20 protein-coding genes and 2 other annotated features (1 of these 22 only partly in view) are annotated in these 22,244 nt (G+C 37.1%); of the genes, 17 read left to right on the top strand and 3 right to left on the bottom strand.

Features of this window, described 5'->3' with window-relative positions; translation table 11 throughout:
- Positions 1-46, top strand: a binding site (T-box leader); it begins 206 nt to the left of the window's first position.
- 111 nt (positions 47-157) lie between these two features.
- The 4 genes from brnQ (PT287_RS04350) (at position 158) to PT287_RS04335 (ending at position 6,211) form a co-directional block, all read left to right on the top strand.
- A complete protein-coding gene (brnQ, locus tag PT287_RS04350; RefSeq protein WP_277132912.1) occupies positions 158-1,540 on the top strand; it encodes a branched-chain amino acid transport system II carrier protein in 1,383 nt (460 codons plus the stop codon).
- 68 nt (positions 1,541-1,608) lie between these two features.
- Positions 1,609-1,854, top strand: a binding site (T-box leader).
- Positions 1,855-1,991: 137 nt separating this feature from the next.
- Complete coding sequence (brnQ, locus tag PT287_RS04345) at positions 1,992-3,368, top strand: branched-chain amino acid transport system II carrier protein (protein WP_277132910.1); 1,377 nt, start codon at positions 1,992-1,994, stop codon at positions 3,366-3,368.
- A gap of 136 nt (positions 3,369-3,504) precedes the next feature.
- Positions 3,505-5,550 (top strand): copper-translocating P-type ATPase, encoded by a 2,046-nt coding sequence (locus PT287_RS04340; RefSeq protein ID WP_277132979.1) that lies wholly within the window; start codon positions 3,505-3,507, stop codon positions 5,548-5,550.
- 106 nt (positions 5,551-5,656) lie between these two features.
- The gene (locus tag PT287_RS04335; protein ID WP_277132908.1) at positions 5,657-6,211 is read left to right on the top strand and encodes an isochorismatase family cysteine hydrolase; all 555 of its coding nucleotides are present in this window, start codon (positions 5,657-5,659) and stop codon (positions 6,209-6,211) included.
- Positions 6,212-6,244: 33 nt separating this feature from the next.
- On the opposite strand, the gene PT287_RS04330 is transcribed toward PT287_RS04335, so the two are convergent.
- Entirely contained in the window at positions 6,245-7,393 is a 1,149-nt protein-coding gene (locus PT287_RS04330) for a CPBP family intramembrane glutamic endopeptidase (protein ID WP_277132907.1), read from the bottom strand.
- A gap of 99 nt (positions 7,394-7,492) precedes the next feature.
- On the opposite strand from PT287_RS04330, the gene PT287_RS04325 reads away from it, so the two are divergent.
- From PT287_RS04325 to citX, 12 genes are all read left to right on the top strand, one after another.
- Positions 7,493-8,137, top strand: a complete 645-nt coding sequence (locus PT287_RS04325) for a copper homeostasis protein CutC (RefSeq protein WP_277132905.1) — start codon at positions 7,493-7,495, stop codon at positions 8,135-8,137.
- Between the two features lie 163 nt (positions 8,138-8,300).
- On the top strand, positions 8,301-9,704 hold the full coding sequence (locus tag PT287_RS04320) for a class II fumarate hydratase (protein ID WP_277132903.1): 1,404 nt from the start codon (positions 8,301-8,303) through the stop codon (positions 9,702-9,704).
- 16 nt (positions 9,705-9,720) lie between these two features.
- On the top strand, positions 9,721-11,118 hold the full coding sequence (locus PT287_RS04315) for a flavocytochrome c (RefSeq protein WP_277132902.1): 1,398 nt from the start codon (positions 9,721-9,723) through the stop codon (positions 11,116-11,118).
- Positions 11,119-11,338: 220 nt separating this feature from the next.
- Complete coding sequence (locus PT287_RS04310) at positions 11,339-12,268, top strand: L-lactate dehydrogenase (RefSeq protein WP_277132900.1); 930 nt, start codon at positions 11,339-11,341, stop codon at positions 12,266-12,268.
- Between the two features lie 16 nt (positions 12,269-12,284).
- Positions 12,285-12,983, top strand: a complete 699-nt coding sequence (locus PT287_RS04305; RefSeq protein ID WP_277132899.1) for an RraA family protein — start codon at positions 12,285-12,287, stop codon at positions 12,981-12,983.
- 19 nt (positions 12,984-13,002) lie between these two features.
- Positions 13,003-14,469, top strand: coding sequence for a DASS family sodium-coupled anion symporter (locus PT287_RS04300; protein ID WP_277132897.1), 1,467 nt, complete (start codon positions 13,003-13,005; stop codon positions 14,467-14,469).
- 12 nt (positions 14,470-14,481) lie between these two features.
- Positions 14,482-15,282, top strand: a complete 801-nt coding sequence (locus tag PT287_RS04295; protein WP_277132896.1) for an alpha/beta hydrolase — start codon at positions 14,482-14,484, stop codon at positions 15,280-15,282.
- On the top strand, positions 15,267-16,322 hold the full coding sequence (gene citC, locus PT287_RS04290; RefSeq protein ID WP_277132894.1) for a [citrate (pro-3S)-lyase] ligase: 1,056 nt from the start codon (positions 15,267-15,269) through the stop codon (positions 16,320-16,322). The genes PT287_RS04295 and citC overlap by 16 nt, the downstream gene beginning before the upstream one ends.
- Entirely contained in the window at positions 16,312-16,608 is a 297-nt protein-coding gene (citD, locus tag PT287_RS04285; protein WP_277132893.1) for a citrate lyase acyl carrier protein, read from the top strand. The genes citC and citD overlap by 11 nt, the downstream gene beginning before the upstream one ends.
- Positions 16,609-17,523: an aldolase/citrate lyase family protein gene (locus PT287_RS04280; RefSeq protein ID WP_277132891.1), complete on the top strand. Its 915-nt coding sequence runs from the start codon at positions 16,609-16,611 to the stop codon at positions 17,521-17,523.
- Positions 17,513-19,051 (top strand): citrate lyase subunit alpha, encoded by a 1,539-nt coding sequence (gene citF, locus PT287_RS04275; RefSeq protein WP_280927669.1) that lies wholly within the window; start codon positions 17,513-17,515, stop codon positions 19,049-19,051. The genes PT287_RS04280 and citF overlap by 11 nt, the downstream gene beginning before the upstream one ends.
- An 87-nt stretch (positions 19,052-19,138) precedes the next feature.
- On the top strand, positions 19,139-19,681 hold the full coding sequence (citX, locus tag PT287_RS04270) for a citrate lyase holo-[acyl-carrier protein] synthase (RefSeq protein WP_277132890.1): 543 nt from the start codon (positions 19,139-19,141) through the stop codon (positions 19,679-19,681).
- Here citX and PT287_RS04265 read toward each other — a convergent pair.
- The gene (locus PT287_RS04265) at positions 19,674-20,621 is read right to left on the bottom strand and encodes a sugar-binding domain-containing protein (protein ID WP_277132888.1); all 948 of its coding nucleotides are present in this window, start codon (positions 20,619-20,621) and stop codon (positions 19,674-19,676) included. The genes citX and PT287_RS04265 overlap by 8 nt on opposite strands.
- 115 nt (positions 20,622-20,736) lie before the next feature.
- Entirely contained in the window at positions 20,737-21,237 is a 501-nt protein-coding gene (gene ybaK / locus PT287_RS04260) for a Cys-tRNA(Pro) deacylase (RefSeq protein WP_277132887.1), read from the bottom strand.
- Between the two features lie 63 nt (positions 21,238-21,300).
- On the opposite strand from ybaK, the gene prmA reads away from it, so the two are divergent.
- Positions 21,301-22,239, top strand: coding sequence for a 50S ribosomal protein L11 methyltransferase (gene prmA, locus PT287_RS04255; protein WP_277132886.1), 939 nt, complete (start codon positions 21,301-21,303; stop codon positions 22,237-22,239).
- The last annotated feature ends 5 nt before the right edge of the window (positions 22,240-22,244 follow it).

The raw sequence follows: 22,244 nt of genomic DNA, 5'->3' as shown, positions 1-22,244 counted from the left end.
ATTAACGGTAAAATAGGTGGTACCGTGCCGAGCAAGCACCCTTGAAGAAACTTCAAGGGTGCTTTTTTATTGCAAAATAGGCAGGTGATGGACTGATGAAAGTTAAAATTAGCATCCAAACAAGAATTGAACAATTTTATCCAAATGGAGGTTAAGTATGAATGAATTAGAACAAGATGTTAATCAAAAACCATTAACTTGGAAACAGTATTTAGTTGTAGCATCATTGCTATTTGGCTTATTTTTTGGCGCTGGAAATTTAATTTTTCCCATCCACTTAGGCCAAATGGCAGGAGCTAATTGGGGTCAAGCTACCCTTGGCTTTTTGGTAACTGCTGTCTTATTGCCGTTACTATCAGTATTAGCAATTAGCGTCACGCATGCCAAAGGTGTTTATGACATTGGTCTGCCGCTAGGTTCTGCTTTTGCGTTAATTTTTATGGTGTTAATTCACTTAACAATCGGTCCGCTCTTTGGGACACCACGTACTGCCAGCATTTCATTTACCGTTGGTGTTTTGCCGCTCTTGCCTAAATCATGGGCACAACCAGGATTGTTTGTCTTTTCCGCACTGTTTTTTATCTGTGCCTTTTTAGTCGCATATAAGGAATCTAATATTTTAACTAGTATCGGAAAAATACTAAATCCACTCTTTTTGTTACTACTATTTGTTATCTTTTTGTTAGGCTTTTTTTCACCAATGGGTCGCGCTAATGCTCAAAAGGTGACTGCTGCTTACCAACAAGCACCATTTTTTAACGGCTTTTTGCAAGGTTATAATACAATGGACGCCTTGGCTGGACTAGCATTTGGGGTAACAGTAGTAACTGCTGTTCGCCAAATGGGTAAGACCACTGCAAAGAGCAATGCTAAAGTAACGGCTAAAGCTGGTGTTCTAGCTACAAGCACGATTGGCCTGATTTACGTTGCGTTAATTTGGCTTGGTGCTACTACCTTGAATCATTTTAAATTATCACCAGATGGTGGAGTAGCCTTTAACCAAATTGTTACTTATTACCTCGGCAGCTTTGGTCATGCTTTACTAGCAACTCTAATCACAGTAACCTGTTTGACGACTGCTGTTGGTCTGATTGCAGCATTTGCACAAGATTTTCACCGTAGTTTTTCTAAAGTGAGTTACCATGCTTGGCTATTTTTGATGACGCTAGCTTCATTTTTGACAGCTAACTTTGGCCTTGATACGATTATTTCTTGGTCAACACCAATGCTCATGTTTCTGTATCCATTTGCAATGGTGCTCATCTTACTATCAATTTCATCGTCATTATTTCACCGTGACCCTGTTGTTTACTTCTGGGTTGTACTGTTTACATTAATCCCAGCATTTTTAGACATGGTTGCTGCCTTTCCGCCAGTGATCAGTCAAAGTCCATTAGCACTGGCTTTACATGCTATGCAGCTTAAATATTTACCGTTTGCAGCAATTGGGATGGACTGGTTAATTCCCGCTCTTGTTGGTTTAGTAATTGGTCTTGCTTGTAGTTTTGTCAAAGTAAAAACAGCACAGACAGAATCATAGTTTCAGCAAATTTTTTCATTTTCTTGTTGACAAAAAATGGCTTAATGATTAAAATATTATTAATATTTAAACAAGCGAAGAAAAGAAGAGTACAGTTGCAAGTAGTGCTAAAGAGAGTTCAGACGGTGAAAATGAACCACGACAGCAACTGGAAAGTAACTTTGAGCTATCTAGTGAAGTAAAAGTAGCTAGTATTGGTGACACCCATTAACGTGTTAGCGTATCGCAATTGCTGTACGTGAAGTGATTAATAAGTTGATATTTATGTTGATTTATTAGTAAGATAGGTGGTACCGTGCAAAAGCACCCTTGATTTTTTAAGAATCAAGGGTGCTTTTTTAGTTACCTGCTAAATTTCGCTTTTTAGGAAGTGACAATCTTGAAAAATAAATACGTGTGCTAGCAGTAATGAATTTATTATTGCATTGAATAAAAACTGGAGGTTAATTAAATGGAAGAAATCGAACGAGACATAAATACCAAGCCATTAACGTGGAAACAATATTTGGTTGTTGCTTCATTATTATTTGGACTATTTTTTGGGGCAGGAAACCTAATCTTTCCCATTCATTTAGGACAAATGTCCGGCGCAAATTGGGGAATTGCCACAATTGGCTTTTTGATCACTGCCGTTCTGTTACCACTTCTGGCAGTTTTGGCAATTAGTGCCAGCCACGCCAAGGGAGTTTTTGATATTGGTCGGCCATTAGGACCTAAATTCGCTTTGGTCTTTATGGTCTTAATTCACTTAACTTTAGGGCCACTATTTGCTACTCCAAGAACGGCGAGTATTTCCTTTTCGGTTGGTTTACAGCCAGTTTTACCACAAAAATTAGCTAAACCTGGTTTACTAATTTTTTCAGCAATTTTCTTTATTTTGGCATTTATCATTTCTTATGAGCAATCAACGATTTTGGACAGCATTGGTCGAATTTTAAATCCAATTTTTCTATTGTTGCTTTTTGCCATTTTCTTAATGGCCTTTTCTTCACCAATGGGTGCAGCCAAACAGCAACAGGTAACCGCGGCTTATCAAAGTGCACCATTTTTTAACGGCTTCTTGGAAGGCTACAACACAATGGACGCCTTAGCAGGGTTAGCTTTCGGGTATACAATTGTTTCTGCTGTTCGGCAATTAGGTAAGACAAGTGCCAAAAGCAATGCAAAAGTTACAGCTCGTGCAGGGGTCTTAGCGACCAGCGCCATTGGTATTATCTATATTGGCTTGATTTGGCTTGGGGCAACAACTCTCAATCATTATCACATTTCACCAGATGGCGGAACAGTTTTCAATCAGATTGTTACCTATTATTTAGGTAATTTCGGTCATGCTTTATTGGCAACTCTAGTTACCTTAACTTGTCTAACGACTGCAGTTGGCTTAATTGCTGCATTTGCACAAGATTTTCATCGTAGTTTTAGCAAGGTTAGTTATCATGCTTGGCTGGGAATTATGACTTTTGCGTCGTTTTTAACTGCTAATTGTGGGTTGGATACGATTATTTCTTGGTCGACGCCAATGTTAATGTTTATTTATCCAATTGCAATGGTTTTAATTATCCTGTCAATTACAGCAAGCTTGTTTGATCACGACCCAATAGTTTATTTCTGGGTAGTTTTATTAACAATTATTCCTGCGATTTTTGATATGGTTGCTTCATTTCCACCAGTTATCAGTCAAACTCACTGGGCTTTGCAAGTTCGGGCATTGCAATTACGGCTTTTGCCATTTGCGTCAATTGGTATGGATTGGATTATTCCGGCAGTAATTGGATTAATCATCGGTTTAGCATTTCATTTTTATCGTCAAACAAAATTAGCTAAATAATTCATCAAAAGCTAGGATTTTAGTCCTAGCTTTTTAGTACCGAATTTTTGACAACCATCATTTGCCACAGTAGATTAAGGGTGCAGAACAGATAGAGTTAGTTGTATAAAGATAGGATTGATTTATTTTGGCAAAAATGAAAATGACGGGTAAACCTGAAATGCAGATGCATCAGCAACAGCCGATTACGCACATGGGTAAAATGTCAATGCATGGTAATGACATGATGATGCATGGTGGGCAAATGATGCACATGGGTAATTTAAAGCAAAAATTCTGGGTATCGCTGATTTTGGCATTACCAATTTTGTTTTTAAGTCCAGCAATGGGAGTTCATCTTTTATTTCAGTTTTCTTTTCCAGGCTCTGACTGGGTAGTGATAATATTTGCAACTGCCTTATTTATCTATGGCGGCAAACCATTTCTCAGTGGTGCCTTTTATGAGTTAAAAGATAAAAAGCCAGAAATGATGACGTTAATTTCACTTGGGATTACTACTGCTTACATTTACAGTTTATATGCGTTTATTCAAAACAATTTTTACCCAAACTCTGGTCATGTGATGGACTTCTTCTGGGAACTAGCAACTTTAATTTTGATTATGCTGTTAGGGCACTGGATTGAAATGAATTCAATTATGCGAGCTGGGAGTTCTGTTAATGATTTAGCTAAGTTATTGCCTGATCAAGTTCATGTTCAAAGGGATAATCAAATAATTAACGTTCCACTTGCACAAGTAAAAAAGGGCGCTGTAGTTATTGTCAAAGCTGGTGAAAGTATCCCGCTTGACGGTACTGTTATTGCTGGAAAAAGTGAGGTAAATGAATCACTTGTTACTGGCGAAGCACGATTGGTCACGCGCCAAAAGGGAGACCAGATAATTGGTGGTGCCAGCAATGGTTCTGGAAAGTTAACCATTAAGGTAACAAATTCTGCTAATAATGGTTTTTTGGCTAATGTTAATCAGTTGGTTCAATCCGCGCAAAGGGATAAATCAAATTTGCAAACACTTGCCGCTAAAGTCTCAGGCTGGCTATTTTATGCAGCACTAATTATTGGAATAATTGCGCTGATTGTTTGGACTACTAATCAAGGGATTGCCGCCGGACTTGAGCGACTAGTGACAGTATTAGTAATTGCTTGTCCGCATGCATTAGGATTGGCGATTCCGCTAGTTAGTGCCAAGAGTATGGCGATTGGTGCCAAGAATGGGTTACTAATTAGAAACCGTAATGTGATTGACTTGAGCCCCAAAATTAATTACATGTTACTTGATAAGACTGGAACCTTAACCGAAGGCAAGTTTCAAGTGCGCAAATATGCCAGCCTAAATGAACAAATGACGCAAGAACAAGTATTGACGCTGATTGCTTCACTTGAGCAAGATTCGACTCATCCAATTGCACAGAGCATTCTACAATTTGCCCGCACTCACAAAATAGATTTGTTACCAATCTCTGATAGTAAAAATCTGCCGGGAAAAGGAGTTACAGCAACAATTTCTGGTCAAAAATATTTTCTGATTAATGAAAAAGCCGTTCGTGAACAAGTCCCTGACTTTCACCAAGTTGTAACTGCAGATTATACAGTTAGTTATTTGCTGAAGGGACATACTGTGTTGGGCTACGTAGCGGTTGGTGATCAACTTAAACCCGACGCAGCTTCATTGATTAGTAAAATTAAGCAGCATCAGATTACACCAGTGATGTTGACTGGCGACAATCAGTCTGCGGCACAGGGGATAGCCCGCCAATTAGGTATTACCGAGGTCTATGCGGAATTGATGCCAGCGGATAAAGAAAAAATTGTCGCTAATTTGCAGCAAAATGGCAGTAAAGTGATGATGGTTGGTGATGGGATTAACGATGCACCAAGTTTGGCCCGTGCGGATATTGGCGTAGCAATTGGTGCCGGGACTGACGTGGCAGTTGACTCTGCAGATGTAGTTCTGGTTAATAGTCGTCTGTCAGACATTGTTGATTTTTTAGAATTAGCTCAAAACACGCACCGAAAAACTGTTCAAAACTTATGGTGGGGTGCAGGCTATAATATTGTTGCATTACCACTAGCAGCAGGTATTTTGGCACCAATTGGGATTATGTTAGATCCAGCAGTGGGCGCAATCTTGATGTCGTTATCAACGGTAATTGTTGCGATTAATTCAGAAATTTTAAAGATATAGTTAACTTTTTTACTATATTTAACTTTATTATTAAAAAATAATTCGTATTTTAGCAACGCTTAAGGTATAATTATAATTAAATGTTTTGATTTATGGAGAGAATGCAATGGAAAACAAAGAGGCATTACTAATTATTGATTATACCGATGATTTTGTTGCTGATCACGGTTCATTAACTTGTGGTAAGGCAGGTCAAGATTGCGAGAAAACGATTATTACTTTGGCTGAACAATTTGCTAATACAGGTAATTATGTTATTTTACCAACAGACTGTCATCATTTAAATGATCCTTTTCATCCAGAAAGTAAGCTATTTCCGCCACACAATATCGAGGGAACAAGTGGTCGTGACTTTTATGGCCAGTTAAAGCCGTGGTATGAGGCAAATAAGGATAAGACTAACGTATGGGCAATGGCTAAAACACGATATAGTTCTTTTGTTGGGACAAATCTTGATTTAGATTTGCGGATGCGGGATGTTAAAAAAGTCCACTTGGTCGGGACTTGTACTGATATTTGTATTTTGCAAACAGCCATTTATGCTTATAATCTAGGTTATCAAGTTGTTGTGCATCAAGCTGGTGTTGCTGGAACAACACCAGAAAATCATCGTTTTGCCTTAGCTAATATGAAAAATAATCTTGCTGCTGAGATTATTTAATTAAAACCGCGTTTATCAGAACGCGGTTTTATTTTATGCCAGCTTTTGCTGTTGTAGATTATAAATTACTACGTCTTTACGTTTACCAGAAAGAAGGAAATAAGTAAAGACAAGATAAATTATGCAGAGCGTTAATGTTTCTTGCCAATCAAATGTTGTCGGAACGGGCATAATAATCTGACCGCTGGTCACAAATGCAGCTAGATCAAATATACTATGATAAATTATGGTCAAGAGAATAGAGTTGGTATATAAATATATAGCTGCAAAGACAATACCACTACAAAATGCATTAATTGCTTGTTGAATACTGGCTGCTACTGATTGTCCGGCTATTATGTTAAAAAGATGCAATAAGCTGAAGAGCATACTTGAAATGGTAACGGTTCCTAATATTTGTCCTTGCCAGTGTTTATGATAAAAAAGTTTTAGCAATAAATTTAACGTGCAAAAACGTATTAGCATTTCTTCACTAATTCCAGCCTTAACGCCACTTAAAAGCATCATTAAATTAAAAGCTTTAAAATGAAAGTTCCAGTTAGTAATTAGGTTATTCCAATTGGTAGCCCGATTAAAGCCGTTGAAAAAGCAATCTGCTGTAACAAAAATAATTATTAAGAGTATGACTTTAGTGTTAGTCTGTTTACTTATCTTAAGTTGTGGTAATTGAAAATTCCATTCGTGCATGGCAATTAAAGCAACAATAGTAAATAAAATAGCGTTGGTAAAACCAGATGATGTTAGTACAATTAACCAGCTACTACAGTGAATAGTGAGACCTTTTGGATCGATACCTGAAAAAATGATGAATAGAATAAAAAAGCGACCAAGAGTACTTTTAATTTGTGAGATAGCCAATTTGGTTATTGGAATAAAAGCAATTAAAAGATATAGAATAGCGATTGTGACTGCAAAATCAAGATTAATTAAGTAAAACTTTCGAGTAAATTTAGTAATTATTATAAGCGACTGTGGAATGGTAAAAATAGAGATAAATACTTGAAAATAATTATTTAAAGGTTGGATTACAGTATCAATTAACTGAGTAAATTCTAAAATAATGAAGAAAAATGCTAGTGTAGCACTATGATTATTAAATAAGATCATATCTGCAGTAGCAATTAGTAATTGCATAATTGTTTGCCATAAATACCAACGTTTGATTATTTTAGTTGTTTGCATAATTATATTTTCCTCTGCCTATGTTTGAAATTAATATATTATACTAATATATTGTACTATAAATATCGCTATAACTTTAAAAAATAATAGGAGAATAAGATGCTTAAAGAAGTTTGTGTTGAAAATTTTACTGTTATACCAAGAGTAATTGCGGCAGGAGCTAACAGAATCGAATTAAATAATAATTTAGCTGTCGGCGGAACGACGCCATCATATGGTGTGATTGAGCAATCTGTTGATTATGCTCACCAGCATAATGTGCCGGTAGTTGTTATGATTAGACCGCGTGGCGGTAATTTTATCTATAATAATGAAGAATTTGCGATTATGCTGGAAGATTTAAAAATTTGTGCTTCATTGAATGTTGATGCAGTTACTTTTGGCTGTTTGACTGCTGCACATAATTTAGATAAAGCACAAATGAAAAAATTAATTGCTGCTGCTCAAGCTGCTAACATGACTGTTGTAATGCACATGGCATTTGATGAAATTCCGCAAGAATGCCAACAGGAAAGCTTGAATTGGCTAGCTATACATGGCGTTAAAAGAATCCTAACTCACGGCGGTGATTTAACACAGCCAATTATGGAAGCTGTACCACACTTACAAGAAATTGTGTCATGGGCAAAAGACAAAATTGAGATTTTAGCTGGTGGTGGAATTACTGCGGCCAATTGTGAAGTCGTTGCGGGTAAACTAGGAGTAACTCAGCTTCATGGCAGTAAAATCGTATTAATGAATTAAAAAAGTTGCTTCTAAACGGCTTTGTTTAAATAATTAAAAAATCACCTTTTATTTTTAAATTATTGAAAATTTTAGTTAAAAAATGTATTATTAGTGTGGAATTTAAAAAACTAAAGTATAATTTTAAGAATATTAGGGATTCAGTCCCAAAAGGAGACTTATTATGAGCAAAGAAGAATACCGTGTAGAAAGCGATACGATTGGTCCAGTAAAAATTCCTAAGGATGCATTGTGGGGCCCACAAACAGAACGTAGCCGCAATAATTTCCCAAGTGGTGAATTAATGCCATTGGCAATTGTTCGTGCATTTTTACATTTGAAGAAGGCAGCTGCTCAATCAAATGTTGAAGTTGGTGATGAGCCTGAAGAAAAGGGTGCAGCAATCGAAGATGCAATCAACGAGCTTTTAAAGCTTGATGATGTTGATTTACAAAAAGATTTTCCGCTTCATGTTTTGCAAACCGGTTCAGGTACGCAAAGTAATATGAACGTTAATGAAGTTGTTGCTAACTTAGCTAACAAACTGCATCCTGGGTTGGATATTTTGCCAAATGATGATGTCAATCGCGGACAATCATCTAACGATACTTACCCAACTGCAATGAATATTGTAGCTGTTGAAGCTTTGGATAAATTAGAGCCAGCAATCCAACACTTAATTGATGAATTGAAGATTAAGCAAGACAAATATTGGAAGACAGTTAAGGTTGGTCGCACTCACTTGCAAGACGCAACTCCTGTTACCTTTGGTCAAGAATTGTCCGGTTATATTTCAGCATTGAAGCATGATTTAGCTTACATTAAAGAATTGAAGCCAACTTTGTACGAATTAGCAATTGGTGGTACTGCAGTTGGTACAGGCTTGAATGCTGCACCAGGAATGACTGAAAAGATTGCTGGTAAACTATCAGAAGATTATGGTCATACTTTTGAAGTTAAAACTAACAAATTCTGGGGATTAGCCCATCACTCCGGTCTTGATGTGGTTCATGGTGCTTTAAAGACCTTAGCTGCTGATATGTTCAAGATTGCTCAAGATATCCGTTTCTTAGCTTCAGGTCCTCGTGCTGGCTATCATGAATTAAACATTCCTGCCAATGAACCAGGCTCATCAATTATGCCGGGTAAAGTTAACCCAACACAAGCTGAAGCTGTCACAATGGCTGCCGCTAAAGTTTTCGGTAACGACACAACCATTACTTTTGCAGCTTCACAAGGTAACTTTGAAATGAACGTCTTTAAGACGGTGATGATTGCTGCATTTTTAGATTCTTGTGATATTTTAACTGGTACAATTACTGGCTTTGCTGATAAAATGGTTGCTGGTCTGACCGTCAATTCTGTAAGAATGGACGAATTATTGGAAAATTCATTAATGACTGTAACTGCACTGTCGCCTCACATTGGCTATCATGCTGCTGCTAAGATTGCACAAGCTGCTGATAAAGAAGGTACTACTTTGAAGGAGGCAGCTTTAAAGAGCGGCGAAGTAACTGAAGCTCAATATGATGAGTGGATGGATTACATGGAAATGACCAATATTGACCGGACAAAACCCGAAGAATAAATAATAGAGGAGAAATATGGCAAAATTTATTTTTACCCCAAGTCAAAGTTCTGAAATTAAAAGTGACTATGATGCAATAATCGTTGGTGCTGGTGGTACTGGCTTAACTGCTGCAATTCAGGCACATGAATTAGGATTAAATGTTGCAATTTTTGAAAAAAATAATGATTTAGGTGGCAATACTAACAGGGCATCATCAGGGATGAATGCTTCTGAAAGTTTGGTGCAATTAAATGACGGCATTATTGACGATAAGGAAGACTTTTACAAGGAAACCTTAAAGGGTGGCGGTTTAATGAACGATCGCGACTTATTGCGTTACTTTGTTGACCATTCGGCAATTGCAATTAGCTGGTTAATGGAGCATGGTATTGAATTGACTAATTTAACAATTACTGGCGGAATGAGCAAAAAACGTGCTCACCGTCCAGCATCAATGGCTCCAGTTGGTGGTTACCTTGTTACTGGTTCTTTAAAGAAAATTCAGGAAGACAATATTCCGATTTTTAATAATTCTAAAGTAATCAAGTTAATTGAAAATGGCGCAAAGCAAGTTACTGGAATTGAAGTTGAAACTGATACAGGTGTTAAAACAGTTAATGCTAAGGCAGTGATGCTTGCTTCAGGTGGATTTGGTGCTTCTAAAGAAATGATTAAGAAGTATCGTCCAGATCTTGCTGAATATAAGACAACTAATCAACCAGGTGCTACTGGTGATGGTCTGAAATTAGCTAGTGCAGTTGATGCTCAATTAGAGCAAATGGACTTTATTCAAGTTCACCCAACTGCTCAAACTGATACCGATCATGTTTATTTGATTGGTGAAGGGCTTCGTGGTGAAGGTGCGATTTTAGTTAATAATGCTGGAAAACGGTTTGTTAATGAACTAAATACAAGAAAAATTGTTTCCGATGCAATTACTAATTTGCATGAAGATGGCGCTTATCTGGTATTCGACCAAGGAATTCGTGACAACTTTACTGCAGTTGAATTTTATGATCATGTTGGTTTAGTTAAGCATGGTGCAACACTTGCTGATTTAGCTCAAGAAATTGGTGTTGATGCCGATAATTTGGCAGCAACTGTTGCAAATTGGAATGATGCTGTTGCTGCTAAAAATGATTCTGATTTTGATCGTAAGACCGGAATGGATCGCTCAATTGATCACGGTCCTTATTATGCAATTCACATTCATCCTGCAATTCATTACACGATGGGTGGAATTCATATTACACCAAAAACTGAAGTTTTAGATACAAACGGTAACATTATTAAAGGCTTGTACGCTGCTGGTGAAGTATCAGGCGGACTGCACGGAAATAACCGTATTGGTGGTAATTCAATTGCCGAAACTGTTATTTTTGGTCGTCAAGCTGCCATTCAGATGACGGAATTCATTCAAGCGAATAACTAGTAATTCTAAAGAAAATAATCACAAAGAAACTATCTCAAACGGGATAGTTTCTTTTTTGATTGAAATCAATTGAAGTAAGCGGATTAAATCAATGGTTTCTTGTTTAAAAATTTAAAAATAAAATTATTTATTTTAAATATTGAAAAACAAACTAATCAGTTTTATAATAATTTGTGTAATAAAGTACAATATTTTTAAATATTTGAAAGGAAATTCGACTATGAATAGAAAAGTACTGCTTGTTGGTGATGGCGCTGTTGGTTCAACCTTTGCTAATGATTTACTGCAACATACAAAAGTTAATGAATTAATTATTGCTGATGTTGTGAAAAAACGCCCAATCGGTGACTCAATGGATCTTGAAGACATTACTCCTTTTGCTGGTGAATGCGACATTCACCCTGGCGAATATGCTGATGCAAAAGACGCTGATGTTGTTGTGATTACAGCCGGTGTTCCTCGTAAGCCTGGTGAAACTAGATTAGATTTGGTTAACAAAAACGTCAATATTTTAAAGAGTATTGTTCAACCAGTTGTTGATTCCGGCTTTAATGGAGTTTTTGTTGTTTCCGCAAATCCAGTCGATATTTTGACTACATTAACCCAAAAATTGTCTGGTTTTCCTAAGAATAAAGTTATTGGAACAGGAACTTCACTTGATTCAGCTCGTTTACAAGTTGAATTGGCTAAAAAGCTAAATGTACCAGTTGCAAGTGTTAACTCAATGGTTTTAGGTGAACATGGTGATACCTCATTTGAAAACTTTGATGAGTCTTTAGTTGCTGGAAAATCATTGCGTGACTTTGATGAAATCAATGATGAAACCTTAGCAACTGTTGAAAGTGATATTCGCCAAAAAGGTGGCAAGATCATTGAAAACAAGGGTGCAACTTTCTATGGTATCGCAGTAATGTTATCTCAAATTGTAGGGGCAATTTTAGATAATCATGCCATTGTTTTACCACTATCTGCACCAATCAATGGTGAATATGGCATCAAGCATGACTTGTATTTAGGAACTCCAACGGTTGTTGACGGTACTGGAATCAGCCAAGTCATCGAAACAAAATTATCAGAAGAAGAACAAGCTAAGATGATTAATTCAGCTGATAAGATGCAAGAAGTCCTTGCAGGTGTCAATTTAGATTAAAAAAGAGGCGTTTTTAATGGAAGATGGCAAACGAATTTTTTTAAAAAGAGAATTGCCAGATGCTGCAGTAATTAAGGCTTATACCGAATTACCTTCATCCAATGTGGCAGACTGCATGAACAGAACGGGTGCAATGTCACCTCGGATTAGGTTAATGTCTAAACCTAAAAAGGAAATGTGTGGCCCAGCTTTTACTGTTCATAATCGGCCGGGAGACAATTTAACAATCTTTGCCGCATTAAAATATTGTAACGCAGGTGATGTTGTTGTTATTGACAACGAGGGTGACAACACACGAGCTGTCATTGGTGAAGTGATGATGACATGGCTGCGAGACCAAAGACATGTTGCCGGCGTTGTTGTTGATGGCCCGATGCGGGACATTGACACACTGAGGGATTGGGATTTACCAATTTATGCGGTTAGTACAACGCCTAACGGTCCTTATAAAGAAGGACCTGGTGAAATTAACGTTCCAATTTCATGTGGTAATACCAGCGTTTATCCTGGTGACATCATTTTAGGTGATGCCGATGGAGTTGTTAGAGTAGGTCGCGAAGACGCTGCAGAATTATTGCCAAAGGTTCAGGCTTTTCATAAAGAAGACGATGCTAAAGCTGCAAGTTATCATGATGGTACTGGCAATTTAGACTGGGTTGATGTAGAGCTTGCTAACAAAGGTTACAAGATTATTGACGATACATATCGCCTTTAAATGATAAAGAAGGATAATCATGAAAACTTTAGAGAAAGTGAATTATAAAGGGTTTATTTGGCCTTTGGTAATCGGAATCGTCCTGTGGTGTGCAACACCTTGGCGACCAGCTGGCTTGACACCGCAAGCTTGGGAAATGTTTGCTGTCTTTGTTGCTACAATTGTTGGTTGTATCACAAAACCATTGCCAATTGGTGGGACAACATTAATTGGTTTAATTACAACTGTTTTGGTTGGACTTGCACCGATTAAAGATATTCCAGATCCCAAAACTGGCGTTGTTAATAAGGGTATCTTAAGTGCTTTTAGTAATTCAGCTGCGTGGCTAATTGCGATGGCTTTTATTATGGCTTATGGAATCAGTAAAACCGGTTTAGGTAATCGAATTGCCTACTGGATGATCCGACGCTTCGGTAAAAAATCAATCGGTATTGGTTATGCGATTACTGGTCTGGAACTAATCTTAGGAGCTTTAATTCCATCTAACAGTGCCCGGACTGGTGGGGTTGTATGGCCTGTTACTAAGTCAATTTCAGAAAGTTATGGTTCAAAGCCAAATGACCCATCACGAAAGAAAATTGGTGCTTATTTAGACTTTATGGCCTTTCATGCTAACACTATCTCAACGGCATTGTTTATTACTGGTGCTGCGCCAAACTTAGTTGCCTCCCAAATGGCTGCTGAAAAAGGCTATAACATGAGCTGGATTAGCTGGTTTATTGCCGCATTAGTACCTGTAATTGTTGCAACAATTATCATCCCAATTGTTATTTACAAAATTTTCCCACCAGAAATCAAGGAAACACCTAATGCTAAGAAATGGGCTGACGACCGTTTAACTGAAATGGGCCCTGTAACAACACCTGAAAAGATTATGGCTGGTGTCTTCCTAATTGCAATTATTCTTTGGGTTTTATCAGGAATTATTAAGATTCCGCAATTAGATTCTACTTTTGTTGCTTTCTTAGCAGTTGGACTTCTTCTGTTAACTGGCGTTTTAACAATGAATGATGCTTTAAAGCAAACTGGTGCTTGGAATATTCTGATTTGGTTATCAATCTTAGTCTTTATGGCTGGTAAATTAATTTCCTTTGGCTTTATTGATTGGTTCTCAAAGACAATTCAATTAAGTCTGCACGGTGTTAGTTGGCAAGTAGTTTTAATCGTTTTAGTCATTTTAATGTTCTATACCCACTACTTCTTTGCCAGCGGTACTGCTCATATGACAGCACTGTACTTACCATTCTTATCCGTTGCAGTTGCTACTGGTGCGCCACTTAAATTAGCTGCAATGCTGCTTGCATTTACTGGTGCAATTAATGCCTCAACAACTCACTATGCTAACGGGCCTGCTTCAATTTTAGCTACGACAGGTTATGTTAAACAAGGTGAATGGTGGAAGATGAACTTCCTATTAGGAATCATTTATTTATTGATTTTTGGTATTATCGGTACGTTGTGGATGAAAGTCATTGGTATGTGGTAAGGAGTAATAACAGTGGATTTTACCACTAATGATGGTATCCGTTTACATTATTACGATACAAATGAAGCTAAGCCGGTAATTGTCGCGATTCCAGGTATTGGTGGGTCAAGTCAGATGTGGCTGGAGGTCATAAAATTATTTAAAAATGATTTTCGCTTCATTATTTTTGATCCACGTAACCAAGGCCGTTCACAAAGAACGTATAAGGGGCAAAGAATTAGTCGCCATGCTGAAGATTTGGCAGAACTATTTCAAAAGCTTGATTTACATGATGTAGTTGCTATTGGTAATTCAATGGGAGCAGCTACTTTATGGTCTTATCTTTCTTTATATGGTGCTTCTCGGGTGCGGGCAATAGTTGATTTGGATCAACCACCAAAGATGGTTCAAGATCAAACTTGGCAATATGGCTTTAAGGACCTAAGTTGGGATAATTATCCTCAATATTTAAAGATCGATTTTGGCAATGCATTCTATGCTCATATTGATGATCAAATGTTTGCGAAAGCTAAGCTTGAGGCCAAAGAATATCCTTATCGTGCCGAAAATAATTATCTCTGCTTAATTGATCATGCTGAACAGGATTGGCGCGATGTATTAATGGATATGACAATTCCGATGCTTGTTTTAGCAGGAGAAAATTCACCATTTTTTGATTATCATTTTGCATTTGAAATGCAAAAACTTAATTCCAAGATTCAGGTTCAGATTATCAAGAATTGTGGACATCTAGTTCAGGCAGAACAGCCACTTGCAATGTATCAAGCAATTATTAATTTCTTAAAGGATGTGACCCAATGGACCAAATCGTAGATCTTTATTTAAGTGATCAAACAGTTCGGACTAAATGGGAAAAATTCTTGATTAAATTGGGCTTACACGATTTTAGTTCTCGCGAAGTTGATGTCATTGACCATACTTTAGGTATTATTAATGATGAAGGTGAATTAGTAGGAACGGGAAGTGTAGCCGGCAATGTTTTAAAATATATTGCTGTTTGTAATCGGGGGGCAACTCCTGGCAGCCGTTTTAATCAAATGGTAACAGCTTTACAACAATATCAATTTAACCGAAAGATTTTTCATAATTTTGTATTTACTAAAACGCAATACTCAACTAGTTTCCAACATCTTGGCTTTACAGAATTGGCTCATACTGATGTAGCTGCTTTTTTAGAAAGTGGTACGCCAGATGTAAATGACTACTTGGCTACAATTCCACAGGTCGAAGGCAAAAAAGACAAGAAGGTAGCAGCAATTGTAATGAATGCTAACCCTTTTACTTTGGGTCATCAAAGGCTTGCTCAGCTAGCTAGTCAAGAAAATGATTTAGTTTATATTTTTGTTGTGGCAACAGATGCTTCCTTATTTAAAACTGAAGAGCGGATGCAGCTAGTAAAGAATGGAACTGCTGATTTAAAAAATGTTCATGTTGTTAGTGGTAGCGACTATTTAGTTTCGCAAGCTACTTTTCCGGCATATTTCTTAAAAAGTCCGGATGATTTAATTAAGACACAAACTACAATTGATGCACGTGTTTTTAAAAACATTATTGCACCTAAGTTGGCAATCAGTCGGCGATATTTGGGGACAGAACCTTTCTCACATACAACTAATTTCTACAATAAGAGTTTAATTAACGAACTCAGCCCCCAGATTGAAGTCAAGATTGTGCCAAGATTTAGCAATGATGATCAAGTAATCACTGCAACTAAAGTAAGGCAACTAATTAAAACAGGTGACCTAGCAGCAATTAAGTTGCTCGTTCCGAATATAACAATGGACTTCATTAAAAGTAATCAAAAAGTTTTACAAACTAGAATTCAGAAAGGAATGAATATTAATGGAAATTAAAACAATTGGTGTCGCAGGAACTTTAGAATCCTCAGATATTCAAATTATGATTTCTAAAGGTAATGATGGGATTCAAATTGATTTGGATTCAGAAGTAATCAAAGCATATGGCGATCAAATTAAAAAGGTGATTACTGATACTTTGGAAAAGTTTGGTATTAGTAATGCGAAGGTGAAAGCTACTGATAAAGGTGCACTTGATTGTGTCATTGCAGCTCGTACTTTAGCTGCAGCACAAAGAGCTACTGAAACTACTGATAAACCAGAATTGGAGGTATTGCAATAAATGACTTACGTAAAGAATCGTTTGCGCCGGACGATGATGTTTGTGCCCGGCAATAATCCAGCAATGGTTAAAGATGCTGGTATTTATGGTGCAGACTCAATTATGCTTGACTTGGAAGATGCTGTTTCCTTAACTGAAAAGGATGCTGCCAGAATGCTTGTCTATAACGCAATTAAGCACGTTGATTTTGGCGGTGCTGAAATTGTCGTTCGGATTAACGGTCAAGATACGCCATTTTATGACGAAGATGTTAAAGCAATGGTTAAAGCCGGTGTTGACGTTATTCGTTTACCAAAGACAGAATCTGCTGAAATGATCCAAAAATTAGTTAAGGACATGGAAAAAGCAGAAGAAGAATACGGTGTTGAAAAAGGTTCAATTGGTGTTATGGCAGCGATTGAAAGTGCTAAAGGTGTTTTGAACACACCAACTATTGCTACAGCAACACCTTTAATGATGGGACTTGCTGTTTCTGGTGAAGATTACACTGCTGATATGCATACTCACCGTTATCCAGACGGGCGTGAATTGGAATTTGCTCGAAATATGGTTCTTCAATCCGCTAGAGCAGCTGACGTTTATGCTTTTGATACTGTCTTTTCAAATATGAAAGATACTGAAGGATTTTATCGTGAAACCAGATACATTTATGAGCTTGGTTATGACGGTAAGTCATTAGTTAACCCACGTCAAATTCCAATGGTTAATGATGTCTTCAACCCAACTAAAGAAGAAATTGAAAACGCTAAAAACGTTCAAAATGCAATTCGAGAAGCTAAAGCCAAGGGCTCAGGTGTTATTTCAATGAACGGCAAAATGGTTGATAAGCCAGTTGTTGCTAAGGCAAACAGAGTCATTGAAACTGCAAAGGCTTCTAACTTAATTGATGAGGAGGGTAATTACATTGGAGAATAAAGTTAATCGCGAATTACCAGACAATTTAATGTCAGAAATGAATTTAAAGCCATTTACATCAGCAACTATTGGTAATCCAGAAGTTCAAAGAGTTGCACCTAAAGTGCGAGTTACTGCTGGTGAAGACAAGGTTGTTGATTCACTTGATGATGTAATTAAGAACAATCTTAAAGATGGGATGACGATTTCTTTTCACCACCACTTTAGAAATGGTGACTTTGCCTTCAATAAAGTGATGGATAAAATCATTAACATGGGTTATAAAGATTTGACTCTGGCTCCATCTTCACTTACCGGTGTAATGAACGATAAGGTGATTGAAGCCATTAAAAAGGGTGTTATCACTAACATTGTTTCTTCAGGAATGCGTGGTTCACTAGGCGACTTTATTTCTCACGGTGGTTTAAAGAATCCAGTTATTTTCCGTTCACATGGTAATCGTGCGCGAGCAATTGAAGAGGGCGATATTAAAATTGATATTGCCTTTCTCGGTGTTCCAGTTTCAGATCCAGCTGGTAATGCAAATGGTCAAGACGGTGATGCTGTCTTTGGTTCACTTGGTTATGCTTTAATTGATGCGCAATACGCTGATAAAGTGGTTTTATTAACTGATAATATTGTCGAATATCCAAATACTCCAGCTTCAATTAAACAAGATCAAGTTGATTATGTTGTCAAAGTGGACAAGATTGGTGATCCAGATAAAATTGGTTCAGGAGCAACTCGTTTTACTAAGGATCCAAAAGAATTAAAGATTGCGCAAATGGTTAATCAAGTAATTATTAATTCACCATATTACAAGCAAGGCTTTTCATTCCAAACCGGTTCTGGTGGTGCTGCTTTGGCTGTAACACGTTATTTACGTCAATCAATGCTTGATGATGGCATCACAGCTTCATTTGCATTAGGCGGTATTACTAAGCCAACAACTGATTTGCTTGCAGAAGGTCTAGTTAAGAAAATCATGGACGTACAGGACTTTGATAAGGGTGCCGCAGCTTCAATGGCACAAAACAAAGACCAACAAGAAATTGACGCTTCATGGTACGCTGATCCTCATAATAAGGGTGCAGTTGTTAATAATTTGGACGTTGCTATTTTGTCAGCATTGCAAATTGATACTGACTTCAACGTTAACGTAATGACTGGTTCAGATGGCGTCATCCGTGGTGCAATTGGTGGTCACCAAGATGCAGCTAATGCTAAAATGACGATTATTACTGCCCCACTTGTTCGTGGCCGTAATGCAACGGTGGTTCCTTCTGTTGAAACAGTAGTTACTCCAGGAGACTCCATTGATGTCTTAGTAACTGAACGCGGGATTGCCATTAATCCTAAACGGCAAGATTTGATTGCTGCATTTGGCAAGGTCCCAGGTTTGCAAATTCTTGACATTAAAGAGTTGCAAAAGATGGCTGAAGGACAAGTTGGTATTCCAAAGCCGCTTGAATACACTGATCGGACTGTTGCTTTAGTTGAATACCGTGATGGTTCAATTATTGATACTATCAAGCAAGTTAAAGACTAAAAAATTATAAATTAAAAGCGTGGAAATAAGTCAGAGCTCGTTTCCACGCTTTTTTAGTTATAATAATTAGTAAAAGGGAAGTTTATCATGAATCAATCAATTTTTTTAACGGGAACACCGCAAAGTATCCCAGATGTGTTAGCTGCTAAAGATCAACGCGTAGCACTACAAACACAGCTTTTTAATCAGAATCCCAGCAGTACATTACTAGATATAAAACTAAATATTCCGGGGCCAATCAAAAATAATCATTACTTAAAACAACTTTTTACAACTGGCTGTACAAATTTAGAGAAAGACTTGAAAGCTCAAGGTATTAAGTATAACTTGGTAACGAGCTGGGACAATCCTAGTGGCTGTGAAAATTTTTATTTATTAAATGCTAATGCCAAAGATGTAAAACAAGTCACAATTACTTTTGAGGACGAAAATAGATTAGGGCGTCTTTTTGACGCTGATGTCTTGATTAAAGAGCAAAATGCAGCTTTATCGCGGTCAAAGCTGGGCTTACCTGTCCGTCGTTGCTTTTTATGTAATCGGCCAGCTAAAGAATGTGCACGATCACGGCGTCATAGTGTGGCAGAATTACAAAATTATATTAGCAATATCTATAATGAAGAATTTAGCTAAATTCAATATTTTTGTGCAACACACGTTCAGCAATACCGCTGGTAGTAATTAAGTGGGTAACTATGCCGCTTCTTAATGCACCTAAGAGAGCATCTTCTTTGAAGCGATTTTTAACAATTACAAACCGTTTGGGAATCCGCATAATTTCGTCAAAACTAATTCCGCAAATATGAGTTTCAATTGGCTGGAAGAAGTTGCCGTTAATATCATACGGTCGACCAAAAATCATGCCAGCAATGCGACTACGATCGATATTTCTAAATAATTTATCTGCATAATAGTCCATGAAGAATTGTCCAGATTCTAAGGATTGAGCGGTCCCGATACTTGCAAAAACTAAATCGATTCTAGGATAAAAAGTTTTAATGTATTCAAAAAATGGCTCTTGTATGATGTCTTGAACAAAGCCTGGATTGATTGTATACAGTGGGGCTGGAAATGTTAAACAATTGGCACCAAATTTATCAGCTGCCTGTTGTACCAGTTGATTTTTCCTTTTACTTGCATTAACGGCTTGGCCGACAAGCTGAACAAAAGTCAGATTTTCACGTTCAGTTTCGGGAAAATTATTAATGATATCTCGAATTAATGTTCCCCAAGTTAAGCCGACTACGTGAGCTGACTTAGTATAATTTTGAATTTGCTTAGCAGCGTAATTAACGATCATTTCGTTATCTTGGTTTTTCGTTTCTAGATCTTCCAAAATGTATACTTCTTTTAAATGAAAAATTTGTTGGAACTTACGCTCTAATTTTTCGGCCCGTTTTGGACTTTGGTAGATGCTAATCTTTACAATTCCTTTTTCTTCGGCTTCCTCTAACGCCTTGGTAATCAAGTAACGCGAAAGGCCGTATTTTTTGGAAATGTCAGCGATATTTAATTTGCTTAAAAAATAATCATGTGCAATATTTGCAAGCTGTTCATCTGTTAATAATGTCATTTTCCTATTCCTTATATATTTGTATTAATCTATATTATATTACAAATGAAAAATTTTGCTTGATTGTTTTACCCTGTATATAGAAAATATTTTATTTATTTTTAATTAGATGAAACTACTCTAGCAAATCACAGAACTTTCCATCAGTAATTTTTTGAAGGTCATCAGGATTTAAGAACACGCTGCGGCCAACTTTACCACTGGAAACGCCAATTTTTACTTCATTTTTCATACTGCTATCTAGAAAAATTGGAAAATGATGCTTAAAATAAATACCAATCGGTGTATTTGCACCATGAACATAACCTGTGGTCTTTTCTAGGTCTTTGAGGGGTAACATTTCGCATTTTTTATTACCAGAATTTTTAGCCAGCTTTTTCATGCTTAAATGCTCGGTAACAGGGATAACACCAACAAGTGGTCCTGTTTTATTACCTGTGCAAACCAAGGTTTTGTAGACCAAATGTTCTTTCTCGTTTAAAATAGAAGTATCCATTTGGGCAACACCACCAGAATCCTCATGGGTTGTAAATTGTGTTTGTTCATACGGAATTTTATTCCGGTCTAAAATTTTTTCAACTAATGTTTTTTCAAGTTTATTTTTTTTCTTTGCCATATTTATCACCTTTTTTATGATAGCATTGCCTGGATAAAAATAAAAAGGGAGTTTTAAGTTAAAATGAAATTATTAATTATTAAAATTGAAACTAGTCATGAAGTAGAGGACGCACTTAGCGTATACAGCCAAGATGTATTGCATGCTTTAGGAACTGAAACTAGAAAGCGGTCGGATTTTGAGCATGCCGGTTGGGAACACGACTCAACGATTGTTAATTTAGATGAAATTAAAGACTTGCCTGAAGACATGCAATTTTTTGCATATTTTGATGAAGAAGCTGATGCTAATGAGCTGGTTCAAAAATATCATAATAAACTTGCTGAATTGAAGGGCTATGGCTTGGCAATCGGTTCAGACAAAATTACAACATCTTATATTCAGGATCAAGACTGGAACACTGCTTGGCAAAAGTTTTATCATGTGATTGATTTTTCCCGTTATTTAGCCATTGTACCTGAGTGGGAAGATTATCAACCTGCCTTTAAGGACCAACAATTGATTAAGCTGGACCCAGGTTTGGCCTTTGGTACGGGTAACCATAAAACGACGCAACTAGCAATGATGGGTCTAGAACGGGCAATGACAACGCCTAAAAGTGTAATCGACGTTGGGACTGGCTCCGGTATTTTAGCAATCGCTGCCGCACTTCTTGGTGCCAAAAGCGTTGAGGCTACTGATATTTCTGATGAAGCTGTCACGGCAGCTGGTGAAAATATTAGTCTAAATAATTTGACCAATATTAAGGTAGAAAAAGCCAGTTTATTGCAAGGTGTTTCTGGCAAGTTTGATATAATTGTAGCTAACATTTTAGCTGAAATCCTGCTAGATTTGATTCCGCAAATGGACGAACATTTAAATGAGGGCGGCCAGATTATTTTCTCAGGTATTGATTATTTGCAATTAGATAAAATCAAAGATGCCCTTGACCAATACGGTTTTAGGATTACCTTGACGATGTCCCAAGATCGTTGGGTCGGGCTAATAATTGAACGCAAATAAAAGTA

The sequence above is a fragment of the Lactobacillus sp. ESL0679 genome, assembly GCF_029433515.1.
GTDB lineage: Bacteria > Bacillota > Bacilli > Lactobacillales > Lactobacillaceae > Lactobacillus.
Note: the sequence above shows the minus strand (reverse complement) of the source record. Positions and strands in the feature narration are given on the sequence as shown.

Excerpts from the sequence above, each read along its gene's own strand:
- brnQ (WP_277132912.1), top strand. The coding sequence starts at position 158 with ATGAATGAATTAGAACAAGATGTTAATCAAAAACCATTAACTTGGAAA.
- brnQ (WP_277132910.1), top strand. The coding sequence starts at position 1,992 with ATGGAAGAAATCGAACGAGACATAAATACCAAGCCATTAACGTGGAAA.
- PT287_RS04340 (WP_277132979.1), top strand. The coding sequence starts at position 3,505 with ATGAAAATGACGGGTAAACCTGAAATGCAGATGCATCAGCAACAGCCG.
- PT287_RS04335 (WP_277132908.1), top strand. The coding sequence starts at position 5,657 with ATGGAAAACAAAGAGGCATTACTAATTATTGATTATACCGATGATTTT.
- PT287_RS04330 (WP_277132907.1), bottom strand. The coding sequence starts at position 7,393 with ATGCAAACAACTAAAATAATCAAACGTTGGTATTTATGGCAAACAATT.
- PT287_RS04325 (WP_277132905.1), top strand. The coding sequence starts at position 7,493 with ATGCTTAAAGAAGTTTGTGTTGAAAATTTTACTGTTATACCAAGAGTA.
- PT287_RS04320 (WP_277132903.1), top strand. The coding sequence starts at position 8,301 with ATGAGCAAAGAAGAATACCGTGTAGAAAGCGATACGATTGGTCCAGTA.
- PT287_RS04315 (WP_277132902.1), top strand. The coding sequence starts at position 9,721 with ATGGCAAAATTTATTTTTACCCCAAGTCAAAGTTCTGAAATTAAAAGT.
- PT287_RS04310 (WP_277132900.1), top strand. The coding sequence starts at position 11,339 with ATGAATAGAAAAGTACTGCTTGTTGGTGATGGCGCTGTTGGTTCAACC.
- PT287_RS04305 (WP_277132899.1), top strand. The coding sequence starts at position 12,285 with ATGGAAGATGGCAAACGAATTTTTTTAAAAAGAGAATTGCCAGATGCT.
- PT287_RS04300 (WP_277132897.1), top strand. The coding sequence starts at position 13,003 with ATGAAAACTTTAGAGAAAGTGAATTATAAAGGGTTTATTTGGCCTTTG.
- citC (WP_277132894.1), top strand. The coding sequence starts at position 15,267 with ATGGACCAAATCGTAGATCTTTATTTAAGTGATCAAACAGTTCGGACT.
- citD (WP_277132893.1), top strand. The coding sequence starts at position 16,312 with ATGGAAATTAAAACAATTGGTGTCGCAGGAACTTTAGAATCCTCAGAT.
- PT287_RS04280 (WP_277132891.1), top strand. The coding sequence starts at position 16,609 with ATGACTTACGTAAAGAATCGTTTGCGCCGGACGATGATGTTTGTGCCC.
- citX (WP_277132890.1), top strand. The coding sequence starts at position 19,139 with ATGAATCAATCAATTTTTTTAACGGGAACACCGCAAAGTATCCCAGAT.
- PT287_RS04265 (WP_277132888.1), bottom strand. The coding sequence starts at position 20,621 with ATGACATTATTAACAGATGAACAGCTTGCAAATATTGCACATGATTAT.
- ybaK (WP_277132887.1), bottom strand. The coding sequence starts at position 21,237 with ATGGCAAAGAAAAAAAATAAACTTGAAAAAACATTAGTTGAAAAAATT.
- prmA (WP_277132886.1), top strand. The coding sequence starts at position 21,301 with ATGAAATTATTAATTATTAAAATTGAAACTAGTCATGAAGTAGAGGAC.